This is a genomic window from Nocardioides ochotonae (assembly GCF_011420305.2).
GTDB classification, from domain to species: Bacteria; Actinomycetota; Actinomycetes; order Propionibacteriales; family Nocardioidaceae; genus Nocardioides; species Nocardioides ochotonae.
This window is the reverse complement of the sequence record NZ_CP061769.1, coordinates 1,724,542-1,746,499: the sequence shown is the minus strand read 5'-3', so window position 1 is coordinate 1,746,499 and position 21,958 is coordinate 1,724,542. Positions and strand designations below refer to the sequence as shown.

The window sequence follows — 21,958 nt, the reverse complement described above, 5'->3', positions numbered from 1 at the left end:
CCCAGCGACCGGCCCCGCAACCGCCCAGCGACAGGCTCAGCCCCGGCGCAGCAGCGCCAGGAACATCGCGTCGGTGCCGTGGCGGTGCGGCCACAGCTGGAGCGTGCCCGGCAGCGGGCCCGCGGCGTCCGGCACCTGCGGCAGCAGCGGCGCGGCGTCCTCGAGGGTCACGTCGTCGCGCCCGGCCAGCACCGAGCGCACCACCCCCTCGGTCTCGGCCAGCACCGGCGAGCAGGTCGCGTAGAGCACCACGCCGCCCGGACGGACCAGGTCGAGCGCGCTGCCGACCAGCGCGCGCTGGAGCAGCACGAGCTCGAGCAGGTCGTCGGGCTTGCGCCGCCAGCGCGCCTCGGGGCGGCGCCGCAGCGCGCCCAGCCCGGTGCACGGAGCGTCCACCAGCACCCGGTCGAAGGACCCCGGGCGGTACGGCGGGCGGACGCCGTCGGCGGCCACCACCCCGAGCACGCCGTCAGAGCCCCGCAGGGCGCGTGCTACCAGGCGGGCCCGGTGCGGCTGGCGCTCGGAGGCGACCAGACCGGCGCCGCCCTCGGCGGCGATCGCGGCGAGCAGGGACGCCTTGCCGCCGGGACCGGCGCACAGGTCCAGCCAGGTGCGGTCCGGACCCTCGAGCGGCGCGGCGGCCAGGGCGACGGCGACCAGCTGGGAGCCCTCGTCCTGCACCCCCGCGCGGCCCTCGGCGACGGCGTCCACCCCGCCGGGGTCGCCGCCGTCGAGCACCACGCCGTACGGCGAGTACGCCGTGGGCTCGCCGGGCAGCTCCGCGGTCGTGGCGCGCCCGGGGCGGGCCACCAGCGTCACCCGCGGCGCCTGGTTGTCGGCGGCGAGCAGGTCCTCGAGCTGGTCGGGGCCGACGGCCTTGCGCAGCTCATCGACCACCCAGCGCGGGTGCGAGTGGGCGATCGCGGCGTGGCCGGAGGGGTCCTTCGCGCGGTCCGGGGCCACCTTGTCGACCCACGTCTCGAGGTCGTGCTCGGAGACCCGGCGCAGGACCGCGTTGGTGAAGGCAGCGGCGCCCGCTCCCACCCGGGCGCGGGCCAGGTCGACGGTGGTGCTGATGGCGGCGTGCGGCGGCACCCGCATCGACAGCAGCTGGTGGGCGCCCAGGCGCAGCGCGTCCAGGACCTTGGCCTCGACCTTGTTCAGCGAGCGGTCCACGCAGGCGCCCAGCACGGCGTCGTACGTGCCCCGCATCCGCAGAGTCCCGGAGACCAGCTCGGTGGCGAAGGCCGCGTCGCGCCCGCTCAGGTCGTGCTCGCGCAGGGCGGTGGGCAGGGCGAGGTTGGCGTAGGCGTTGTCGACCCGCACGGCCTGCAGCACCGCGAGCGCGGCGGTGCGGGCCGGGTCGGTCGCGATCTTGGCCTTGCCCGCGGGCCGCTGCCCCGGCCCCTGGCCGGGTCGCTGTCCGGAACGCTGACCGGGTCGCTGGCCGGGTCGCTGGCCGCGTCCGCGGCGGCGGGGCTCAGCCATCGTCGGCTCCCAGGTGCTCGCGCACGAGCCGCTTCGGGGCACGTGCGGCCCACGCGTCGGTGATCACCTCGGCGAGCTCGCGGCGCGAGATCTCGCCCAGACGGGACTGCTGCACGAGCACGGCGTTGGTGCGGGCGAAGTGGTCGATGGTGAAGAACGGCAGCCGCGGGTCCTCGACCAGCGCGGCCTTCTCGCCGGGCCCGGGAGTCACGACCACCAGCAGATCGTCGTAGGGCTCGCCGGTCGCCGGGTCCAGCGCCGAGGAGTGAGGCTTGCGGAAGAGCACGAAGCCGCGTCCTCCGACGAGATACGTCGGCACGTCGCCCCAGGACGTGCCGAGCTCCACCTGCGGCAGGCCCAGGCAGATCTCGTCGACGTCCGCCGGACGCGCCGGCCGGTCGTCACTCGGCACCGAGGACGGCACCGGTCTGCACCCGCGTGCCGCGCGCCCAGTCGGCGGCCTGCATCTGCTTCTTGCCGAACGCCTTGACCTCGCCGAGGCGCACCGGGACGGTGCCGGTGCCGACGAGCACGGCATTCTTGCGCACCTCGAGCGTGCCCGGCGCCAGCGCGGGGGCTTCGGTCGCCTCGCCGGCGGGATCCTCGATGCTCACCGGTCCGATCTTGAACCGCTCGCCCTCGAAGGTCGACCAGGCGCCGGGGCCGGGGGTGCAGGCCCGCACCTGACGGTCGATCAGCGCGGCCGGCTGGGTCCAGTCGATGCGGGCGTCCTCGACCAGGATCTTCGGGGCGAAGCTGACGCCGTCCTCGGGCTGCTCGCGTGCGACCAGCGAGCCGTCCTCGATGCCGTCGAGGGTCGCGACCAGCAGGCCGGCGCCGCCCTCGGCGAGGCGGCCGAGCAGGTCGCCGGCGGTGTCGGTGGGGCGGATCCGCTCGGTCATCACGCCGAACGTCGGGCCGGCGTCGAGCGCCTTCACGATGCGGAACGTGGTCGCGCCGGTGACCTCGTCACCGGCCCACAGCGAGTGCTGCACGGGCGCGGCGCCGCGCCACGCCGGCAGGCAGGAGAAGTGCAGGTTGACCCAGCCGTGCTCGGGGATGTCGAGCGCGGACTGCGGCAGCAGCGCGCCGTACGCGACCACCGGGCAGCAGTCCGGCTCGAGCGCCTTGAGCTGTGCCTGGAACTCCGGGTCGCGCGGGTGCTCCGGCTTGAGCACCGGGACGCCGAGCTCCTCGGCGCGCTGGGCGACCGGGCTGGCGACCAGCTTGCGGCCGCGGCCGGCCGGCGCGTCCGGGCGGGTGACGACACCGACGAGCTCGTGACGCGACTCGGCCAGGGCGTTCAGGGCGGGGATGGCGACCTCGGGGGTCCCCGCGAAGACGATGCGCATGTGGGTTCTCAGACTCCGAATCCGTGGGTGGGGTGCGGGCTGACCTTGACGGTGGGCGTGCCGAGGCCGAACCACTCCGCCTCGCGAATCTCGCGCATGGCGGCCTTGCGTGCCTCGGGGTCGAGGCGGTCGATGAACAGGACCCCGTCGAGGTGGTCGGTCTCGTGCTGGATCGCCCGGGCCAGCAGGTCCGAGCCCTCGATCACCACCGGTTCGCCGTGCATGTCGAACCCGCGCGCGACCACCGAGCGCGCACGCCGGCAGTCGAAGGTCAGGTCCGGCAGCGACAGGCAGCCCTCGGGGCCGTCCTGGGTCTCCTCCGACAGCGACAGGTCGGGGTTGACCAGGTGGCCGACCTCCCCGTCGACCCACCAGGTGAAGACCCGCAGGCCGACCCCGATCTGCGGTGCGGCGAGACCGGCGCCCGGCGCGTTGCGCATGGTGTCGGTGAGGTCCTGCACGAGCGTGCGCAGCTCACGGTCGAAGTCGACGACCTCGATCGCGGGGCGACGCAGGACCGGGTCGCCGAAGAGTCGGATGGGCTGGATCGCCACAGGTGGGTGTGCTCCTCGTGCGGTGCGGGGTGTGGAGGGGTCGCAGGACAGTCTAGGACCGCGACTCAGAGCGCCGGCGGGTCCACCTGGATCCGTACGGCGTCGAGCTTGCGCGCCGAGCGGACCCGCTGCAGCTCCCCGAGGGCGCGCGACAGCGCCGCGCCGTGCACGCGGGGCGCCCGGAGCACGATCCGGCACTCCTCCTCGCCGGCCGGCACCGGCCCGAGCACGTCGGTGGCCGGGGGCAGGTCGAGCAGCGTCACCGCGTCGTCCACGGCGCCGGGCTCACCGGTGATGGTCGCCATCCGGGAGGCCGGCGGCAGGTGCGCCTCGACCCGCTCGCTGGTCTCGCGCTCGGCGAAGCCCGCGTGGTCCCAGCGCACCAGCGCCTGCACCGAGGGGTGCCCGGGATCACCCACGATCAGGGCCCGCCCGCCGGGACGCACCAGCGCGACCGCGTTGGACCAGCGGCGCAGGGCCTCCTCGTCGGTGCGAAGGTCGGTGCGGCCCAGCACCAGCCACGCGTCCAGCAGCACCACGACCGCGTAGCCGCCCGCGGCCACCGGCTCGGCGCCCGGCGTCGCGACCACGATGCCCGGCCGCTCGTCGACCTCGGCGAGCACCCGGTCGCCGGCGGAGGTCAGCACCCGGGCGCCCGGGAAGGCGCGCCCGAGCTCCTCGGCGGTGCGCTCCTGGCCCACCACCGGGGCGCGCAGCCCGTGGTGCCCGCAGGTGGGGCACGCCCACTGCGGGTCCTCGACCCCGCACCAGCGGCAGGCCGGGGGCAGGGTGGCGCCGCGCAGCGCGAGCGGCCCGGCGCACGCGCCGCAGCGCGCGGGCGTGCGGCAACGCTCGCAGGCCAGCGAGGGCACGTAGCCCGAGCGCGGGGTCTGCACCAGCACCGGCCCCTCGGCCAGCCCGATGCGCACCGCGTCGTGGACCTGACGCGGCATCCGCGCGGAGCGGGCCATCGGGTCGCGCATCAGGTCGAAGTCGGTCGCCCCGGCCACCGCGACGCGCACCCGCTCGCGCACCAGCGGGCGTGGTGGCTGGAGGTCCTCGGCCCAGCCGGTGCGGACGAGGTAGGAGGCCTCCACGGTGCGCGCGAAGCCGCCGACCAGCACCGCGGTGCCCTCCCGCTCGGCGCGCAGCAGGAGCGTCTCGCGGGTGTGGGGGTACGGCGCGCGCGGCTCGGCGTGCAGGTCGTCGCCGTCGTCCCAGATGGCGACCAGCCCGAGGTCGTGCACGGGCGCGAACGCCGCGGAGCGGGTGCCGACCACGATCCGGCGCTCCCCCCGCGCCACGGCGAGAAAGTCGCGGTAGCGCGCGGCCGGGCCGGCGTCGGCGCGCAGCACGACGTGGTGCCCCTCGCCGAGCAGGCCGCGCAGCGCGGCGTCGAGCCGGTCGACGTCACGGCCGTCGGGCACGCACACGATGCTGCCGCGCCCGGCGAGCCGGGTCACCGCGGCGGCGAGCGCCACCAGGCCCGCCCAGTCCTCCCCCGGCGCTGGTCCCCAGACCACCCGCGGCACCCGGCCCTCGCGCAGCGCGCGCAGGAAGGGCTCGATGTGCGCGGCGCCCGGGGACAGTGCGGTGACCGCCCGGCGAACGGCCTCGCCCAGCGCGTCGAGCGGCGGCTCGGGCGGGGTCGGGGTCTTCTCCACCGTCGCGTGCCGCGGCGGCACCGCGAGGCGCAGCACGTCGGAGCGGGTGCCGGCGTAGCGCTCGGCGACGTCGCCGCACAGCGCCGCCACCGCCGGGCTCAGCACCGGCTCGGCGCCCACCACCCGGCGCAGCGGCGCCAGCCGGCCGGCGTGCTCCGAGCGCGCGGCGCGGGCCACGACGTAGCCGTCGACGTCCTGGCCGGCGAAGCGCACCTTGACCCGCACGCCCGGCTGCGCGGCCTCGGCCATCGCGACCGGGACCGCGTAGTCGAAGGGCCGGTCGAGGTGGGCGAGCGGCACGTCGACCAGCACCCGGGCGACCGGGTCGACCTCGGTGATCTCGGCCTCCGCGGCCTTGCGGGCCCTGGTCGCGCGCGCCTTGGCCTGCGACTCCGCGACCGTCGCGCGCACCATCCCCGGCAGCTCGGGGTGCTCCAGCGGCGCGGTCATGGACAGATGTCTACCAGCGCCCACCCCCACCCCCTGGCGGAGGTGGGGGCCGTCGGATCAGGCGCTCAGCGCGGCCTTGAGGGCGTCGACCCGGTCGGTGCGCTCCCAGGTGAACTCGGGGAGCTCGCGGCCGAAGTGACCGTAGGCAGCGGTCTTGGCGTAGATGGGGCGCAGCAGGTCGAGGTCGCGGATGATCGCGGCCGGGCGCAGGTCGAAGACCTCGAGGACCGCCTGCTGGATTCGCTCGTCGGAGACCGTGCCGGTGCCGAAGGTCTCGATGAACACGCCGACCGGCTTCGCCTTGCCGATCGCGTAGGCGACCTGGGCCTCGCAGCGGGTCGCCAGACCGGCCGCGACGACGTTCTTGGCCACCCAGCGCATGGCGTACGCCGCGGAGCGGTCCACCTTCGAGGGGTCCTTGCCGGAGAACGCGCCACCGCCGTGACGGGCCATGCCGCCGTAGGTGTCGACGATGATCTTGCGGCCGGTGAGCCCGGCGTCGCCCATCGGGCCGCCGACCACGAAGCGTCCGGTCGGGTTGACCAGCAGCCGGTAGCCCTCGGAGTCGATGTCGAAGCTGGCCAGCACCGGGTCGATGACGTGCTTCTTGATGTCCGGCTGGAGGGTCGACTCGAGGTCGATCTCCTCGGCGTGCTGGGTCGAGAGCACCACGGTGTCGATGCGGACCGGGCGGTTGTCCTCGTCGTACTCGATCGTGACCTGGGTCTTGCCGTCGGGACGCAGGTAGTCCAGCGTGCCGTCCTTGCGGACCTGGGAGAGCCGCTCGGAGAGGGTCTGCGCGATCTTGATCGGCAGCGGCATCAGCTCGGGGGTGTCGTCGCAGGCGTAGCCGAACATCAGGCCCTGGTCGCCCGCGCCCTGGCGGTCCAGCGCGTCGGCGGAGGAGTCGACGCGGCTCTCGTGGCCCTCGTCGACGCCCTGGGCGATGTCGCCGGACTGCCCGCCGATCGCGACCATGACGCCGCAGGAGTGGCCGTCGAAGCCCTTCTCGGAGGAGTCGTAGCCGATCTCGAGGATCCGCTCGCGCACCTTCTCCTTGATGTCGACGTAGCCGGAGGTGGTGACCTCACCGGCGACGACGACGAGACCGGTGGTCAGCAGCGTCTCCACGGCCACCCGGCTCGTGGGGTCCTGCGCGAGCATCGCGTCGAGGACGCAGTCGCTGATCTGGTCGGCGATCTTGTCAGGGTGACCCTCGGTCACCGACTCAGAGGTGAAGAGTCGTCCAGCCACAGTCGTGCTCGCTCCCGTTCGGTCCCGGTCGGTCATCGTGTCGGTCATCGTGTCGGTCGTCGTGTCGGTCGTCATGCCAGTGATCGTGTCGTTCGTCGTGTCATTCATGGTGATGTCGCCGGTGCCCCCGGCGCGCTCCCCAGAATCCTCAATCCTGCTTCAGCGTAGCCGCAGGTCCGCCATCCGAGACGTCCTTGCGGCGGGCGGCATACACCGTTCAGGTGAGCCGCGGCGCGACCTGGTCCCAGATCGCGTGGGCCAGCGCGGCCTTCGAGCCGCGCGGTACGTCGACCATGCCTCCGTCGGCGGCCAGGATGACGGCCTCGTTGTCGGGCTGGCCGAAGACCGCTCCCCCGCTCACGTCGTTGACGACGAGCAGGTCGCAGCCCTTGCGGGCCAGCTTGGCCCGGGCGAGGTCGAGCACCGAGCCGGTCGCATCGCCGGTCTCGGCCGCGAAGCCGACCACGACGCTGTCGGGGCGCACCCGCTGGGTGCTGATCTCGTGGAGGATGTCGGGGTTCTGCACCAGCTCCAGCGGGGCGGCGCTGCCGTCGGCGGCCTTCTTGATCTTGGCCTCGCTCACGCTCGCCGGGCGGAAGTCGGCGGGGGCCGCGGCCATCACGACCGCGTCGGCACCGGCGGCCGCGCTCACCACGGCGTCGCGCAGCTCGGCGGTCGTCTCGACCCGCACCACCTTCATGCCGGCAGGGTCGGGCAGCGCGACGTTGGCGGCGATCAGCGTCACCTCGGCACCGCGCGCGGCGGCGGCGCGGGCCAGGGCCACGCCCTGGAGGCCCGAGGAGCGGTTGCCCAGGAACCGGACGGGGTCGAGGTACTCCCGCGTCCCTCCTGCGGAGACCACCACCTGGCGACCGGCGAGGTCGTCGACCGGGCCGTCGGCGCCGGTGCGGGTCAGCACGTCGCGCGCCAGCTCGAAGATCTCCCCGGGCTCGGGCAGCCGGCCCTTGCCGGTGTCCTTGCCGGTGAGGCGGCCCTCGGCGGGCTCGATCACGATCGCGCCGCGGCGGCGCAGGGTGGCGACGTTGTCGCGCGTCGCGGGGTGCTCCCACATCTCGGTGTGCATCGCCGGTGCGAAGACCACCGGGCAGCGCGCCGTCAGCAGGGTGTTGGTGAGCAGGTCGTCGGCCTGGCCGTGGGCGGCCTTGGCCATCAGGTCGGCGGTCGCCGGGGCGATCACGACCAGGTCGGCCGCCTGGCCGATGCGGACGTGCGGCACCTCGTGCACGCCGTCCCAGACCTCGGTGGCCACCGGGCGGCCCGAGAGGGCGGCCCAGGTGGGCGCGCCGACGAACCGCAGGGCGGACTCCGTCGGCACGACCGTCACGTCGTGGCCGGACTCGGTGAACCGGCGCAGCAGCTCGCAGGCCTTGTACGCCGCGATGCCGCCGGAGACCCCGAGGACGACCTGGGGACGCGCAACGGGCCGTGCCCCCTCAGGGGACACGGCCTCGGAGCCGGGGTCGCTGGTGGTGTTCACCGGCGAAGCACGGGGTGGGTCACGCCTGGGCGTTGAAGCCGGCGTCGGCAGCGGCAGCCTGCGCCGCAGCCTCGGCGGCCAGCTCGGCCGGGTCGACGTCCTCGCAGGTCAGGAGGTCCTCGCTGATCTCGCGGAGCGCGATCGAGAGGGGCTTCTCCTGCACGTGGGTGTCCACGAGCGGGCCGACGTACTCCAGCAGGCCCTCGCCGAGCTGGGAGTAGTAGGCGTTGATCTGCCGGGCACGCTTGGCGCTGTAGAGCACCAGCTTGTACTTGCTGTCGGTCTTGGTGAGCAGGTCGTCGATCGGAGGGTTGGTGACACCCTGAGCGTCGATGATGGGTCCAGGCACGCTAAAACGCCTCACAGATCTGTCGGTGGTTGCTTCAGCAAGGCTACCAACTGCTCGGCTGCCTCGTGAACTTCATGGTTGACGATGGTGATGTCGAACTCCGCCTCGGCCGCCAGCTCGACCCGCGCGGTCTCCAATCGGCGCTCGCGTTCCGCGGCCGTCTCGGTCCCGCGGCCGACCAGCCGGCGTACGAGCTCGTCCCACGACGGGGGGCCCAGGAAGACGAAAAGCGCGTCGGGCATGGTGCGGCGGACCTGGCGCGCGCCCTGCAGGTCGATCTCCAGCATCGCCGGCTGGCCGCTGGCCAGCGCGAGCTCGACCGGCTGGCGGGGAGTGCCGTAGCGGGCCGCCTTGTGCACGACCGCCCACTCCAGCAGGTCGTCGTCGGCGATCATCCGGTCGAACTCCGCGTCGGAGACGAACCAGTAGTGGACGCCGTTCTCCTCGCCGGGGCGCGGGGGGCGCGTCGTGGCGGAGACGGAGATCCAGACCTCGGGGTGTGCCTCGCGGACGGCGGCGGCCACCGTGCCCTTGCCGACGGCTGTCGGCCCGGCGAGGACGACGAGTCGGGAGCGACGCTCGGGGGTGCTCACGCGTCGCGCGAGGCGAACTCGGCCTCGAGGGCCGCGACCTGCTTGGCACCGAGGCCGCGCACGCGGCGGCTCTCGGCGATGCCCAGGCGCTCCATGGTCTGACGGGCGCGGACCTTGCCGAGGCCGGGCATCGACTGCAGCAGGTCGACGACCTTCATCTTGCCGACGACCTCGTTGACCTGGCCCTCGCGCAGCACGTCGACGATCGAGGCACCGGAGTTCTTCAGGCGGTTCTTCACCTCGGCCCGCTCGCGGCGGGACGCAGCCGCCTTCTGGAGCGCTGCCTGGCGCTGTTCGGGGGTGAGCGGGGGCAGAGCCACGGGCGTCCTTCTCATCGGTGTCGGGGGCGGCCGCACAATCACCGGCGGCACCCACTGGCCTGGTGCTGCTCAATGTAGTCAGAACCGGGAGGCGGCGGCAATCGGCCGGCCCCGGTGGACGCCGGGGTGCGCGCCCTGTCACACGCGGCTAGGGAACCAACGGCGTCTTGCAGACGTCGCGCGCCTGCTGCTCCAGCCCCGCCATCGCGGTGGTGGTGCGCTCGGAGACCAGCTCGCGGGCCGCGCCGTCGATGGCGCTGCGCTGCTCGGTGCTCACCTCGGCCGGCGGCTCCGCGCGGTCGTACGTCGCGGGGTCCACGCCTGCCTCGCGGAGCGCGGCGTCCAGGGCCCGCAGCCGCCCGACGACCTGCTGCCACTCGTCGTCGAGGTCGCCGGGCGCCTCGGCACGCAGGTCCTCCAGCACCGGCAGGGCCCGCAGCAGCGCGTCCGGGCCGCCGTCGTCGAGCAGCCCGGCGAGCTCGTCCTGGCGCGCGGAGACCTCCTCGCAGTAGGACTGGACCGGGTCGCCGCCGCACGCGGTCAGTGCCAGGAGCACCGCGGCGGGGCCGAGCCAGCAGGCTCGACCCCGCCGACTGGGCCGCATGCGGCGAACGCTGTCCGACCTCAGCAATCGCGGTCCGAGTCCTCGGTGCAGTCCCCGTGCTCGTACTCGCTGTCGGCGTCGTCGGGGAGGTCCCGCCAGCCGTTCACGGACTTCGGCGGCTGATGCCCAGTGTTCCACGACCAGTTCTTGATCTTCTTGCGCCAGTTCCGGGGGCCGCCGCAACCGACCTTGCTGCCGTCACAGGTACCGAGTCGGTACTCGACCCGCTTGCCTTCCGGGACGTTGAGGATGCAGAGCTGCTTCTGCGAACGCTTGCTGGTCCCGCTCTTGCCGCCGGACACGACACAGAGACCCCTGATCGTGCGGTCTGCGGTCCGCCAGTGGACGCCCACCCGCTGGCCGTCGGCCCTGTCGTCGCGGATCAGCAGCAGCTGCTGGTCGGCGTAGATCGACAGGCTGTCGGGGACCATCCAGGCCGTGGCCGCGAGGAAGCCGTCGGGGTTGTACTTGTACATCGTCCCCTTGCGCCGGGCCATGAAGTTCGCGGAGTCGTCGATCTCCAGGCCGTTCGCGGCCTCCTCGTACTGGTTGGCGGCGGCCGCGGAGGCGGGCTGGACCGCCGGACCGAGCCCGACGAGGGCGCACACGACCAGGACGAACGCGGTCGCCACGGCCACGTGAAGGCCGCCGCGACGCTGAATCGGTGCGGCGGTCGGTTGGTAGGTCATCCCAAGCTCCCCGTGTCGGCCGACCGCGCCATGCGGCCGGTCCGACACTCCTACCCGCTCCAGGCTGACCTACACGCCCTAAGCCAGATCGGCGGTGAGTTCGTCGTTCGCGCGTCGTACCGCGTCCCGCATGGCGGCGGCGTCGGGGCCCAGGCGCAGCACGTCGCGCGAGGAGCTGGGCAGCACGTGGCGCGCGGCCGCTCCGAAGATCCGGCGCAGGTCCTCGCGGGTGCCGCCCTGGGCGCCGTACCCGGGGGCGAGCAGCGGGCCGGCGATGTCGAGGTCCTCGGCACTCTCTCCGATCGTCGCCCCGACCACCGCGCCGAAGCTGCCGGCGGGCGCGCCCGCGGCGACCTCCGCGGCGTTGAGGGCACGCAGCGAGTCGAGCACCGTGCCGGCCACCGTGCGCCCGTCGGCGGCCCGGGCGTGCTGCACCTCGGGGCCCTCCGGGTTGGAGGTCAGCGCCAGCACGAAGACGCCACCGCCGTGGCGCTGCGCGGTGCTCACCATCGGGCCCAGCGAGCCGAAGCCGAGGAAGGGGCTGGCGGTGATCGCGTCGACGGCCAGCGGCGAGGCCGGGTCGAGGTAGGCGTCGGCGTAGGCCTGCGAGGTGGACCCGATGTCGCCGCGCTTGACGTCGAGCAGCACCAGGGCGCCGGCGGCCCGCGACTCAGCGATCACCCGCTCCAGCACCGCGATCCCGCGGCTGCCGAAGCGCTCGTAGAACGCCGACTGCGGCTTGATGACCGACGCGTGCGGGGCGACCGCCTCCACGACGCCCAGCGCGAAGCGCTCCAGGCCGGCGACGTCGTCGCCGAGGCCCCAGGCCTCGAGCAGGGCGGCGTGCGGGTCGATCCCCACGCAGAGCGGGCCGCGCTCCGCGACGGCCGCGTGCAGACGGGTGCCGAACGGGACGGCGGTGCTGGTCATCGGGGCTGCTCCTGGCTGGGGTCGGTGTTGATCTGGACCGGCCGGGAGGGCCGGACGGGAGGTGACGGCTCCGCCGGCGCGGTCCCGGCGAGCGCGGCGTCGTCGGAGGCGAGCTCGGCGACCAGCCGGGCGGCGGCGGTCGGGTCGTGCAGCAGCGCGGTGCCGACCTGGACGGCGGTGGCACCGGCGCGCAGGAAGTCACGGGCGTCCGCGGCGGTGCCGATGCCGCCGGCACCGATCACCGGCAGCGAGGGCAGCGCGGCGCGCACCTCGGTGACGCAACGCAGCGCGAGCGGACGGACCGCCGGCCCGCTGAGCCCGGCGGCACGGCCGTCCGGGAGGGCCGCGGGCTGGGGACCGCCCACGACGACGGCGACCGCGCCGGACTCGACGGCGGTCCGGGCCGCCTCCACGACGCGCAGCACGTCGGGGCGCAGCTTGGCCAGCACCGGGATGCCGGCGGGCAGCTCGCGCAGCACGGCGGTGAGCACGCTGGTCATGTGGAACGGCTCGCGCACGTCGAACAGCCCGTGAGCGGCGGCGTCCGGGGCGGAGAGGTTGACCTCGACCGCGGCGATGCCCGGCGCGCGGCCGAGGCGGCGCACCAGCTCGGCGTACTCCTGCACGGAGGCGGCGGCCACCGAGACCACGACCCGGGCGCCGGCCTGCACCAGCGGCGGCAGCTCGGTGGCCAGGAACCCCTCGAGCCCGGGGTTGGGGCACCCGGTGGAGTGCACCAGTCCCGACGGTGTCTCCACCACGCGGGGCGCGGGCCCACCGGGGCGGGGGTTGAGGGTGATCGTGCGGGTGGTGAACGCGCCGAGCGCGTCCAGGGGCGAGTACGCCGCGAGCTCGCGACCGGTCCCACCGCACCCGGCGGCGATGATGACCGGGTTGCGCAGCGCCAGCCCGGGGATCTGCGGGCCGCTCATCGGACCAGCTCGGTCCAGCGCACCCGGTCCCCACGGAAGACCGGCCCGTCGACGCACGCCCGCACCGTGCGGGCCACGCCGTCCTCGCCGACGACCGGCACCGGACAGCCGTGGCACAGCCCGGTCGCGCAGGCCAGCGGCTGCTCGACGGCGCACTGGCTCCAGGCGCCGTGGGCCTCGGCCGCGGCCGCCACGGCGTGCAGCATCGGCTCGGGCCCGGCGGCGTACACGACCGCGGCCTCGGCACGGCGCAGCACCTCGGTCACGGCGTCGGCGATCTCGCCGCGCTGGCCGACCGAGCCGTCCCGGGTCACGACGGTCACGGCCCGCGCGGAGCGACGCGCCTCCAGCGCGGAGAGCAGGCGGGACTCGTCGGGGGCGCCGAGGAGCAGGGTCACCGGGCAGCCGCGCTCGCGCAGCCGCTCGGCGAGCGGGAAGAGCGGGGCGGCGGAGTAGCCCTCCCCCACCAGCACGCAGGCCACCGGCTCCTTGGGGAGCGCGAACGGCCGCCCGAGCGGCCCGGTGACCGCCAGCCGGGCGCCGACCGGCTGCTCGGCGAGCCACCGGGTGCCGGCCCCCCGGACCTCGAGCACCAGCTGGAGCGCCAGGCCGTGGCCGCCGACCGGGCGGACCCGGTGGATCCACAGCGGCCGGGGCGCAAGGGTCGCGGAGGTCCCGGGTGTGCCGACCGTGACCGCGACGAACGTCCCGGGCCGGAACTCCTCGGCAACGCCGCGGGCGACGACGCTGAGGTGGTGGTACGCGCCGACCTTGCGGCTGGCCAGCAGCTCGCCGGTCGCGTGCACGGGACTCACCTCGGCATCATGCCCGACGGCTCTCGAGACCCGCGACGACCCGCCGTGCCCACAGCGGCCCCTCGTAGATGAACGCGGAGTAGGCCTGGAGCAGGTCGGCGCCGGCGTCGAGGCGCGCACGTGCGTCCTCGACGGTCGTGATGCCGCCGACCGAGACCAGGGCGAGGTCGTCGCCGACCTGGGCCCGCAGCAGCCGCAGCACCTCCAGCGACCGCGCGGTCAGCGGCCGGCCCGAGAGCCCGCCGGCACCGATCGCCGCGACCTTCTCGGGCGAGGAGCGCAGCCCCTCGCGCGAGATCGTGGTGTTCGTGGCGATGATGCCGTCCAGCCCGGTGGCGGTGGCCAGGTCGGCCACCTCGCGCACGTCCTCGTCGGCCAGGTCCGGGGCGATCTTGACCAGCAGCGGCACCCGGCGCCCGGGGACGGCCGCGTCGGCGGTCTCGCGTACCGCCGCCAGCAGCGGCGCGAGCCGCTCGACGGCCTGCAGGTTGCGCAGGCCCGGGGTGTTGGGCGAGCTGACGTTGACCACCAGGTAGTCGGCGTACGGCGCCAGCAGGCCCGCGCTCTTGCGGTAGTCGGCCAGCACCGCGGCCTCGTCGTCCTCGGGCACGACCTTGGTCTTGCCGATGTTGACGCCGAGCACCGGGCCGGGACCGCCGCCGCGCAGGGTCCGGCGACGGCGCCGCTCGGCCAGCCGCACCGCGACCGCCTCGGCGCCGTCGTTGTTGAACCCCATCCGGTTGATGATCGCGCCGTCCTCGGGCAGCCGGAACAGCCGCGGGCGGGGGTTGCCCGGCTGGGCCTCCCCCGTGACCGTGCCGATCTCGACGTGGCCGAAGCCCAGCGCGCCGAGCGCGTCGATGCCCACGGCGTTCTTGTCGAAGCCCGCCGCGAGGCCCAGCACGTGCGGGAACCGCAGCCCCATGACCTCCACCGGGCGCCCCGGCGCCCGGCCGGCGGCGCGGTCCAGCCGGGCGAGGCCGGCCAGCGCCGGCCCGCCCGCCCGGAGCGCGCGGAACGCGACGTGGTGCGCCTGCTCGGGGTCCGTGCGGACCAGCACGTGGTCGAAGAGACTGCGGTAGATCACGAGCCGATCACCGCGCCCGTCGCACGATCGCTGCCCAGTCCTGCAGGCTGCGCACGCCGATGTCGCCGCGGCGCGAGGCCTCGATGCCCTGCACCGCCGCGCCGAGCCCCTGCACCGTGGTGATGCACGGGACGTTGGCGCGGACCGCCGCGGTGCGGATCTCGTAGCCGTCGTAGCGGGCGTGGCCGGTGCCGTCGGAGCCGTCGGGGGTGTTGACGATCAGCCGCACCTCGCCGCTGTCGATCAGCTGCACCGACGTGGGCTCGCCGTGCTCGCCCGCACCCTCGAAGTGCTTGCGCACGATCTGGGCGGTGACGCCGTTGCGGCGCAGCACCTCCGCGGTGCCCTGGGTGGCCAGGATCTCGAAGCCGAGGTCGGCGAGCACCTTGATCGGGAAGATCATGTGCCGCTTGTCGCGGTTGGCCATCGAGACGAACACCTTGCCGGCCGTGGGCAGCGGGCCGTACGCCGCGGCCTGGCTCTTGGCGAACGCGGTGCCGAAGTCGGCGTCGAAACCCATCACCTCGCCGGTCGACTTCATCTCCGGGCCGAGCACCGTGTCGACGTTCTGCCCGTCGGGGGTCTTGAACCGGTTGAAGGGCATCACCGCCTCCTTGACCGCGATCGGCTGGTCGGCGGGCAGGTCGCCGCCGTCGCCGTGCGCGGGCAGCAGGCCCGCGGCGCGCAGGTCGGCGATCGACTCGCCGAGCATGACGCGGGCCGCGGCCTTGGCCAGCGGCGTGGCGGTCGCCTTGGAGACGAACGGCACCGTGCGGCTGGCGCGCGGGTTGGCCTCGAGGACGTAGAGGATGTCGGCGCTCAGCGCGAACTGGATGTTGATCAGGCCGCGCACCCCGACCCCGCGGGCGATCCCCTCGGTGGCCCGGCGGATGTCGGCGATCTCGCGGGCGCCGAGCGTGATCGGCGGCAGCGCGCAGGAGGAGTCGCCGGAGTGGATGCCGGCCTCCTCGATGTGCTCCATGACGCCGCCGAGGAACAGCTCCTCGCCGTCGAACAGCGCGTCCACGTCGATCTCGACCGCGTCGTCGAGGAACCGGTCGACCAGGACCGGCGCCTCGGCGGAGATCAGCCCGGCGGCGACGTACTTGTCGAGATAGGCGCGCAGCGCGTCCTCGCCGTACACGATCTCCATGCCGCGCCCGCCCAGGACGTACGACGGGCGCACCAGCACCGGGTAGCCGATCTCGGCGGCGATCTGCTGCGCCTCCGGGAACGACGTGGCCGTGCCGTGCTTGGGCGCGGTCAGGCCGGCCTGGGCCAGCACCCGACCGAAGGAGCCGCGGTCCTCGGCGAGGTGGATCGCCTCGGGCGAGGTGCCGACGATCGGCACGTCGTTGGCCTTGAGCCCGGCGGCCAGGCCGAGCGGCGTCTGCCCGCCCAGCTGCACCAGGACGCCCGCGACGGGGCCGGCCTGCTGCTCGGCGTGCACGATCTCCAGGACGTCCTCGAGGGTGAGCGGCTCGAAGTAGAGCCGGTCGGAGGTGTCGTAGTCGGTGGAGACCGTCTCGGGGTTGCAGTTGACCATCACGGTCTCGTAGCCGGCCTCGGAGAGCGCGAGGGAGGCGTGCACGCAGGAGTAGTCGAACTCGATGCCCTGGCCGATCCGGTTCGGGCCGGAGCCCAGGATGATCACCGCGGGACGCTCGCGGGGCGCGACCTCGGTCTCCTCGTCGTAGGAGGAGTAGTGGTACGGCGTCTGGGCGGCGAACTCCGCCGCGCAGGTGTCGACGGTCTTGTAGACAGGGCGGATCCCCAGCGCGTGGCGCACCCCGCGCACGACGTCGGCGGACATCCCGCGGATCCGGCCGATCTGCTCGTCGGAGAAGCCGTGGCGCTTGGCCCTGCGCAGCACCGCCGGGCTGAGCTCGGGGGCCTCGGTGACCTCCACGGCGATCTCGTTGATCAGCGCGAGCTGGTCGACGAACCACGGGTCGATCGCGGTGGCCTCGAAGATCTCCTCGGCCGTGGCACCGGCGCGCAGCGCGTCCATGACCCGCTTGAGGCGGCCGTCGGTCGGGGTCTTGATCTCCTCCAGCAGCGCCGCCTTGTCCAGGTCGACGTACTCCTTGCGCCAGTCGAAGACCGCGTCCTTGCTCTCCAGGGAGCGCAGCGCCTTCTGCAGCGCCTCGGTGAAGTTGCGGCCGAAGGCCATCGCCTCGCCGACCGACTTCATGTGCGTGGTCAGCGTGCGGTCGGCGCCGGGGAACTTCTCGAAGGCGAAGCGCGGGACCTTGACGACCACGTAGTCCAGCGCCGGCTCGAAGCTCGCCGGGGTGGTCTGGCCACCGGGGCGGGTGGTGATGTCGTTGGGGATCTCGTCGAGGGTGTAGCCGATGGCCACCTTCGCCGCGATCTTGGCGATCGGGAAGCCGGTCGCCTTGGAGGCCAGCGCGCTGGAGCGGGAGACGCGCGGGTTCATCTCGATGACGATCAGGCGGCCGTCGACGGGGTTCACGGCGTACTGGATGTTGCAGCCGCCGGTGTCGACGCCGACGGCGCGGATGATGCCGATCGCCAGGTCGCGCATCTTCTGGTACTCGCGGTCGGTGAGCGTCATCGCCGGCGCGACGGTGATCGAGTCGCCGGTGTGGGTGCCCATCGGGTCGAGGTTCTCGATCGAGCAGATGATCACGACGTTGTCGGCCTTGTCGCGCATCACCTCCAGCTCGTACTCCTTCCAGCCGAGGATCGACTCCTCCAGAAGCACCTCGGTGGTGGGGCTGGCGGCCAGGCCGGCGCCGGCGATGCGGCGCAGGTCGGTCTCGTTGTAGGCCATGCCCGAGCCGGTGCCGCCCATGGTGAAGGAGGGCCGCACCACCATCGGGTAGCCGAGCTCGTCGACGGCGGCCAGGCAGTCCTCCATGGTGTGGCAGATGACCGACTTCGCGGACTCGCCGCCCAGCTCCTCGACGATCTTCTTGAACACCTGGCGGTTCTCGCCGCGGTCGATCGCCTCGATGCTGGCGCCGATCAGCTCCACGCCGTACTTCTCGAGCACGCCGTTCGCGGCGAGCGCCATGGCGGCGTTGAGCGCCGTCTGGCCGCCGAGGGTCGCCAGCAGCGCGTCGGGGCGCTCCTTGGCGATGACCTTCTCGACGAACTCCGGGGTGATCGGCTCGACGTAGGTCGCGTCGGCGAACTCCGGGTCGGTCATGATCGTGGCGGGGTTGGAGTTCACGAGGATGACCCGCAGGCCCTCCTCCTTCAGCACCCGGCATGCCTGGGTGCCGGAGTAGTCGAACTCGGCGGCCTGGCCGATGATGATCGGCCCGGAGCCGATCACCATGATCGACGTGATGTCTTCGCGCTTCGGCACGGGGTTCAGGCCTTCCGGTCGGTCAGGAGCTGGACGAAACGATCGAAGAGGTACGCGGCGTCGTGGGGGCCGGCCGCGGCCTCGGGGTGGTACTGCACCGAGAAGCCGAGCAGGTCGCCCTCGCCCGAGCGCAGCTCGAGTCCCTCGACGACGTCGTCGTTGAGGCAGACGTGGCTGACGCTGGCGGTGCCGTACGGCGTCTCGGTCGCGCGGTCCAGCGGCGCGTCCACGGCGAAGCCGTGGTTGTGCGCGGTCACCTCGACCTTGCCGGTGGTGCGGTCCATCACCGGCTGGTTGATGCCGCGGTGGCCGTACTTGAGCTTGTAGGTGCCGAACCCGAGCGCGCGGCCGAAGAGCTGGTTGCCGAAGCAGATGCCGAAGTACGGCACCCCCCGCTCGAGGGCGCCCTGGAGCACCTCGACCTGCTGGGTGGTGGCCGACGGGTCACCGGGGCCGTTGGAGTAGAAGAGCCCGTCGGGCTGCACCGCGAGGACGTCCTCGAGCGACGCGGTCGCGGGCAGCACGTGCACCTCGATGCCGCGCTCGGCCATCCGGGCCGGCGTCATGGCCTTGATGCCGAGGTCGAGGGCGACCACGGTGAACCGCTTCTCCCCCTGGGCCGGGACGACGTACGCCTCGGCGGTGGTGACCTCGTCGGCGAGCTCGAGCCCGGCCATCTCCGCGGAGCCGCGGACCCGGGAGAGCAGCGCCTCGGGGTCGGTCTCGGTGGTGGAGATGCCGACGCGCATGGCGCCGCGGTCGCGCAGGTGGCGGGTCAGCGCGCGGGTGTCGACGCCGGAGATCCCGACGACGCCCTGCTCGCGCAGCTCGTCGTCGAGGGTGCGCTGGGCGCGCCAGTTCGAGGAGACCCGGGCGGGGTCGCGCACGACGTAGCCGGCGACCCAGATCCGCTTGCTCTCGGGGTCCTCGTCGTTGACGCCGGTGTTGCCGACGTGCGGGGCGGTCATCACGACGACCTGGCGGTGGTAGGAGGGGTCGGTGAGGGTCTCCTGGTAGCCGGTCATGCCGGTGTTGAAGACCGCCTCGCCGAAGGTCTCGCCCTCGGCGCCGAACGCCTCGCCGCGGAAGGTGCGCCCGTCCTCCAGGACGAGCAGGGCCTCGCTCATGCCAGCTTTCCTTCCAGCACGGTGGGGACACCGCGCAGCAGAGTGGTGTGCACGGCCGCGGAGAGGGTGCGGCCGTGCCAGGGGTTGTTGCGGGACAGCGACGCCGAGGCCTCGCGGTCCACGGTGACCGAGGCAGCCGGGTCGATCAGCGTCAGGTGGGCGGGCTCGCCGACCTCGATCGGGCGGCCGTGGCCGCCGAGCCCGGCGATCCGGGCGGGGTTGTGCGACATGACGCGGGCCACGCCGGCCCAGTCCAGACGACCGGAGTCGACCATCACGCTCGCGACCACGCCGAGCGCGGTCTCGAGGCCGAGCATGCCGAACGCCGCGTCGCCGAAGGCGTGCTGCTTGTCGTGGCGGGCGTGCGGGGCGTGGTCGGTGGCGACCGCGTCGATGGTGCCGTCGGCGAGCGCGTCGCGCAGCGCCTCGACGTCCTCGGCGGGACGCAGCGGCGGGTTGACCTTGTACGTCGGGTCGTAGCCGAGCAGCTCCTCGGTGGTGAGCAGCAGGTGGTGCGGGGTGACCTCGGCGGTCACCGCGATCCCCTGGCTGCGCGCCCAGCGCAGCACCTCGACGGTGCCGGCGGTCGAGGCGTGGGCGACGTGGACCCGGCTGCCGGTGTGGCGCGCGAGCATCACGTCGCGCGCGACGATGACCTCCTCCGCGACCCCGGGCCAGCCGGTCAGGCCGAGGCGGCCCGAGATCTCGCCCTCGTGGCAGCAGGCCTCGGGGCCGGCCAGCGAGGAGTCCTGGGAGTGCTGGCTGATCACGCCGCCGAAGGCCTTGACGTACTCCAGCGCGCGGCGCATCACCCGGGCGTCCTGGACGCAGCGGCCGTCGTCGGAGAAGACGCGGACCCCGGCGCGGGAGCGGGCCATCAGGCCGAGCTCGGCGAGCTCCTCGCCCGCCAGGCCCTTGGTGACCGCGCCGACCGGCTGCACGTCGACGACGCCGACCTGGCGGCCGAGCTCGTGGACGCGCTCGGCGGCCTCGGCGGTGTCGGTGACCGGGTTGGTGTTGGCCATCGCGAGCACCGCGGTGTAGCCGCCGAGGGCGGCGGCGTGCGAGCCGGTGCGGATGGTCTCGGCGTCCTCGCGGCCGGGCTCGCGCAGGTGGGTGTGCAGGTCCACCAGGCCGGGCAGCACGACCAGGCCGTCGGCGTCGATGACGCGGACGCCGGTGGTCTCGAGCGCACCGGGGGTGGTGGACACGGCGGCGATGACGCCGTCCGCGACGAGCACGTCAGCGGCGCCGCCCCCGAGCAGCGATCCGCCCTGGATCAGGATCGGGTCGGTCATGCGGAGGCTCCTTCGCCGGCAAGCAGGTGGTAGAGGACGGACATGCGCACCGCGACGCCGGAGGAGACCTGCTCCAGGATCAGCGACTGCGCGGCGTCGGCGGCGTCGGCGGCGATCTCCAGGCCGCGGTTCATCGGGCCGGGGTGGCAGATCGGCACCTCCTCGCCCAGCACGGCCAGCCGGTCGCGGGTGAGGCCGTAGCCGACGGTGTACTCCCGCGCGGTGGGGAAGAACCCGCCGCTCATCCGCTCGCGCTGCACGCGCAGCATCATCACGGCGTCGGCCTTGGGCAGGACCTCGTCGAGGTCGTAGGAGGTCTCGAAGCCGGCCGAGGCCGACCATGCCTCGACGCCGCTGGGCATCAGGGTGGGCGGCGCCACCACGGTGACCCGGGCCCCGAGGCGGCCGAGCAGGCCCACGTTGCTGCGGAACACGCGGCTGTGGGTCAGGTCGCCGACGAGCACGATGTGCTTGTCCTCGAGGGTGCCGAGACGGCGTACGAGCGTGTAGGCGTCGAGCAGGGCCTGGGTCGGGTGCTCGTGGGTGCCGTCGCCGGCGTTGACCACCGAGCAGTCCACCCACTCGGCCACCTGGTGGCAGGCACCGGAGGCGGAGTGGCGGATCACCAGCGCGTCGACGCCCATCGAGGCGATGGTGAGCACGGTGTCGCGCAGGCTCTCGCCCTTGGAGGCCGAGGAGCCCTTGCCGGCGAGGTTGATGGTGTCCGCCGAGAGCCACTTGCCGGCGAGCTCGAAGCTCGACCGGGTGCGGGTGGAGTCCTCGAAGAACAGGTTGATCACGGTGCGCCCGCGCAGGGCGGGCAGCTTCTTGACCTCGCGGCGCTGCACGTCGTGCATCTCCGCGGCGGTCGTGAACAGGGTGTTGACGTCGTCGATGGTGAGGTCGTCGACGCTCAGCAGGTGCTTGTTCACGCGTCCTCCCCCTTCGGCGCGGTGGCCGGCTCGGGTCGGTCCGCGATGCGCACCTCGTCGTGGCCGTCGGTCTCCGCAAGGCGCACCATCACGCGCTCGCTGCGCGCACTCGGGAGGTTCTTGCCGACGTGGTCGGCGCGGACGGGCAGCTCGCGGTGGCCGCGGTCGACGAGCACCGCGAGGCGCACGGCGTCGGGTCGGCCGAGGTCGGCGAGAGCGTCCAGGGCCGCCCGCACGGTGCGCCCGGAGTAGAGCACGTCGTCGACCAGCACCACGGTGGTGCCGTCGATGCCGCCGGGCGGCACCTCGGTGTGCTGCGGGCCGCGCGCCGGGTGGCGGCGCAGGTCATCGCGGTAGAGGGTGATGTCGAGGCTGCCGACCGGCACCGCGACGCCCTCGGTCTCCGCGATGCGCTCGGCGATGCGGTGGGCGAGGCCGACGCCGCGGGTCGGGATCCCGAGCAGCACGAGGTTGTCGGCGCCCTTGTTGCGCTCGAGGATCTCGTGGCTGATCCGGGTCAGCGCCCGGGCGATGTCACGGGCGTCGAGGACCACGCGGCCAATGGGATCGGCGGATTGATCAGGGACAGGCGCAGGCTGGGCACACATCAGTGTGCTGACCTCCTTCTCCGCCTCACGGGACGGCTCGTTAAAGGATGTCGAACGGCTCCCACCTTACCGGTCCC

21 protein-coding genes are annotated in these 21,958 nt (G+C 73.9%); all 21 read right to left on the bottom strand.

Annotated elements, in window-relative coordinates:
- Nucleotides 1-36: 36 nt before the first annotated feature.
- Nucleotides 37-1,488 carry an RsmB/NOP family class I SAM-dependent RNA methyltransferase gene (locus HBO46_RS08425; protein ID WP_166139894.1) on the bottom strand — a complete coding sequence of 484 codons (1,452 nt, stop codon included), beginning with the start codon at nucleotides 1,486-1,488 and terminating at the stop codon, nucleotides 37-39.
- Nucleotides 1,481-1,900, bottom strand: coding sequence for an MmcQ/YjbR family DNA-binding protein (locus HBO46_RS08420; protein WP_166139893.1), 420 nt, complete (start codon nucleotides 1,898-1,900; stop codon nucleotides 1,481-1,483). Before HBO46_RS08420 ends, HBO46_RS08425 begins: the two co-directional genes overlap by 8 nt.
- Nucleotides 1,890-2,840, bottom strand: coding sequence for a methionyl-tRNA formyltransferase (fmt, locus tag HBO46_RS08415; protein ID WP_166139892.1), 951 nt, complete (start codon nucleotides 2,838-2,840; stop codon nucleotides 1,890-1,892). Before fmt ends, HBO46_RS08420 begins: the two co-directional genes overlap by 11 nt.
- 8 nt (nucleotides 2,841-2,848) lie before the next feature.
- Nucleotides 2,849-3,394, bottom strand: a complete 546-nt coding sequence (gene def / locus HBO46_RS08410) for a peptide deformylase (RefSeq protein ID WP_166139891.1) — start codon at nucleotides 3,392-3,394, stop codon at nucleotides 2,849-2,851.
- Between the two features lie 65 nt (nucleotides 3,395-3,459).
- Entirely contained in the window at nucleotides 3,460-5,508 is a 2,049-nt protein-coding gene (locus HBO46_RS08405; RefSeq protein ID WP_166139890.1) for a primosomal protein N', read from the bottom strand.
- 57 nt (nucleotides 5,509-5,565) lie between these two features.
- The gene (gene metK / locus HBO46_RS08400; RefSeq protein WP_166139953.1) at nucleotides 5,566-6,762 is read right to left on the bottom strand and encodes a methionine adenosyltransferase; all 1,197 of its coding nucleotides are present in this window, start codon (nucleotides 6,760-6,762) and stop codon (nucleotides 5,566-5,568) included.
- A gap of 217 nt (nucleotides 6,763-6,979) precedes the next feature.
- Complete coding sequence (gene coaBC / locus HBO46_RS08395; protein ID WP_224769495.1) at nucleotides 6,980-8,227, bottom strand: bifunctional phosphopantothenoylcysteine decarboxylase/phosphopantothenate--cysteine ligase CoaBC; 1,248 nt, start codon at nucleotides 8,225-8,227, stop codon at nucleotides 6,980-6,982.
- A 52-nt stretch (nucleotides 8,228-8,279) separates the two neighbouring features.
- Nucleotides 8,280-8,609, bottom strand: coding sequence for a DNA-directed RNA polymerase subunit omega (gene rpoZ, locus HBO46_RS08390; RefSeq protein WP_166139888.1), 330 nt, complete (start codon nucleotides 8,607-8,609; stop codon nucleotides 8,280-8,282).
- A gap of 11 nt (nucleotides 8,610-8,620) precedes the next feature.
- Entirely contained in the window at nucleotides 8,621-9,202 is a 582-nt protein-coding gene (gene gmk, locus HBO46_RS08385; protein ID WP_166139887.1) for a guanylate kinase, read from the bottom strand.
- Entirely contained in the window at nucleotides 9,199-9,522 is a 324-nt protein-coding gene (gene mihF / locus HBO46_RS08380) for an integration host factor, actinobacterial type (protein WP_166139886.1), read from the bottom strand. The genes gmk and mihF overlap by 4 nt, the downstream gene beginning before the upstream one ends.
- Before the next feature lie 148 nt (nucleotides 9,523-9,670).
- A complete protein-coding gene (locus HBO46_RS08375; protein ID WP_166139885.1) occupies nucleotides 9,671-10,126 on the bottom strand; it encodes a hypothetical protein in 456 nt (151 codons plus the stop codon).
- 20 nt (nucleotides 10,127-10,146) lie between these two features.
- A complete protein-coding gene (locus HBO46_RS08370; RefSeq protein ID WP_166139884.1) occupies nucleotides 10,147-10,815 on the bottom strand; it encodes a hypothetical protein in 669 nt (222 codons plus the stop codon).
- Nucleotides 10,816-10,893: 78 nt separating this feature from the next.
- Nucleotides 10,894-11,745 carry an orotidine-5'-phosphate decarboxylase gene (gene pyrF, locus HBO46_RS08365; RefSeq protein WP_166139883.1) on the bottom strand — a complete coding sequence of 284 codons (852 nt, stop codon included), beginning with the start codon at nucleotides 11,743-11,745 and terminating at the stop codon, nucleotides 10,894-10,896.
- Nucleotides 11,742-12,677, bottom strand: a complete 936-nt coding sequence (locus tag HBO46_RS08360; RefSeq protein ID WP_166139882.1) for a nitronate monooxygenase — start codon at nucleotides 12,675-12,677, stop codon at nucleotides 11,742-11,744. The genes pyrF and HBO46_RS08360 overlap by 4 nt, the downstream gene beginning before the upstream one ends.
- Nucleotides 12,674-13,492: an iron-sulfur cluster-binding protein gene (locus HBO46_RS20745; RefSeq protein WP_166139881.1), complete on the bottom strand. Its 819-nt coding sequence runs from the start codon at nucleotides 13,490-13,492 to the stop codon at nucleotides 12,674-12,676. The genes HBO46_RS08360 and HBO46_RS20745 overlap by 4 nt, the downstream gene beginning before the upstream one ends.
- 7 nt (nucleotides 13,493-13,499) lie before the next feature.
- Nucleotides 13,500-14,579: a quinone-dependent dihydroorotate dehydrogenase gene (locus tag HBO46_RS08350; RefSeq protein WP_224769445.1), complete on the bottom strand. Its 1,080-nt coding sequence runs from the start codon at nucleotides 14,577-14,579 to the stop codon at nucleotides 13,500-13,502.
- 7 nt (nucleotides 14,580-14,586) lie between these two features.
- Nucleotides 14,587-17,916: a carbamoyl-phosphate synthase large subunit gene (gene carB / locus HBO46_RS08345; RefSeq protein WP_166139880.1), complete on the bottom strand. Its 3,330-nt coding sequence runs from the start codon at nucleotides 17,914-17,916 to the stop codon at nucleotides 14,587-14,589.
- A 5-nt stretch (nucleotides 17,917-17,921) separates the two neighbouring features.
- A complete protein-coding gene (carA, locus tag HBO46_RS08340; protein WP_166139879.1) occupies nucleotides 17,922-19,043 on the bottom strand; it encodes a glutamine-hydrolyzing carbamoyl-phosphate synthase small subunit in 1,122 nt (373 codons plus the stop codon).
- Nucleotides 19,040-20,341, bottom strand: a complete 1,302-nt coding sequence (locus HBO46_RS08335; protein WP_166139878.1) for a dihydroorotase — start codon at nucleotides 20,339-20,341, stop codon at nucleotides 19,040-19,042. The genes carA and HBO46_RS08335 overlap by 4 nt, the downstream gene beginning before the upstream one ends.
- Nucleotides 20,338-21,273, bottom strand: coding sequence for an aspartate carbamoyltransferase catalytic subunit (locus tag HBO46_RS08330; protein WP_166139877.1), 936 nt, complete (start codon nucleotides 21,271-21,273; stop codon nucleotides 20,338-20,340). The genes HBO46_RS08335 and HBO46_RS08330 overlap by 4 nt, the downstream gene beginning before the upstream one ends.
- Nucleotides 21,270-21,881 (bottom strand): bifunctional pyr operon transcriptional regulator/uracil phosphoribosyltransferase PyrR, encoded by a 612-nt coding sequence (pyrR, locus tag HBO46_RS08325; protein ID WP_166139876.1) that lies wholly within the window; start codon nucleotides 21,879-21,881, stop codon nucleotides 21,270-21,272. The genes HBO46_RS08330 and pyrR overlap by 4 nt, the downstream gene beginning before the upstream one ends.
- Nucleotides 21,882-21,958: the final 77 nt, after the last annotated feature.

Coding starts and splice junctions, on each gene's coding strand:
- HBO46_RS08375 (WP_166139885.1), bottom strand. CDS start 10,126: ATGCGGCCCAGTCGGCGGGGTCGAGCCTGCTGGCTCGGCCCCGCCGCG.
- carA (WP_166139879.1), bottom strand. CDS start 19,043: ATGAGCGAGGCCCTGCTCGTCCTGGAGGACGGGCGCACCTTCCGCGGC.
- HBO46_RS08425 (WP_166139894.1), bottom strand. CDS start 1,488: ATGGCTGAGCCCCGCCGCCGCGGACGCGGCCAGCGACCCGGCCAGCGA.
- HBO46_RS08405 (WP_166139890.1), bottom strand. CDS start 5,508: ATGACCGCGCCGCTGGAGCACCCCGAGCTGCCGGGGATGGTGCGCGCG.
- pyrF (WP_166139883.1), bottom strand. CDS start 11,745: ATGACCAGCACCGCCGTCCCGTTCGGCACCCGTCTGCACGCGGCCGTC.
- pyrR (WP_166139876.1), bottom strand. CDS start 21,881: ATGTGTGCCCAGCCTGCGCCTGTCCCTGATCAATCCGCCGATCCCATT.
- HBO46_RS08335 (WP_166139878.1), bottom strand. CDS start 20,341: ATGACCGACCCGATCCTGATCCAGGGCGGATCGCTGCTCGGGGGCGGC.
- fmt (WP_166139892.1), bottom strand. CDS start 2,840: ATGCGCATCGTCTTCGCGGGGACCCCCGAGGTCGCCATCCCCGCCCTG.
- HBO46_RS08360 (WP_166139882.1), bottom strand. CDS start 12,677: ATGAGCGGCCCGCAGATCCCCGGGCTGGCGCTGCGCAACCCGGTCATC.
- HBO46_RS08370 (WP_166139884.1), bottom strand. CDS start 10,815: ATGACCTACCAACCGACCGCCGCACCGATTCAGCGTCGCGGCGGCCTT.